The organism is Aeromonas piscicola, assembly GCF_000820005.1.
Classification (GTDB): domain Bacteria; phylum Pseudomonadota; class Gammaproteobacteria; order Enterobacterales; family Aeromonadaceae; genus Aeromonas; species Aeromonas piscicola.
The window spans coordinates 669-917 of sequence record NZ_CDBL01000041.1 but is presented as its reverse complement, the minus strand read 5'-3'; positions in this window follow the sequence as shown (position 1 = coordinate 917).

Genomic DNA, 249 nt, shown 5'->3' with positions numbered 1-249 from the left:
AACTACGATTTGGTGAGCAACGCTGTTATATAAAACTCAGGTATTCTATTGAAACAAATATTGAGTATTTTTGGAGGGCAAGGATGTCAACAGAAGAACTCTTTGAAGAAGCCGCTGATTGGGAGCTAAAGCGGGAAAGGTTCATCACTAGTCTGCAGTTGTGTGATTAGTTCAAAATCCCCCTTGCGACAGGGCCACTTATCCGCAAGCTAATTATCTCCCCTTGGATAACGGTAGAGTTCAATCGTG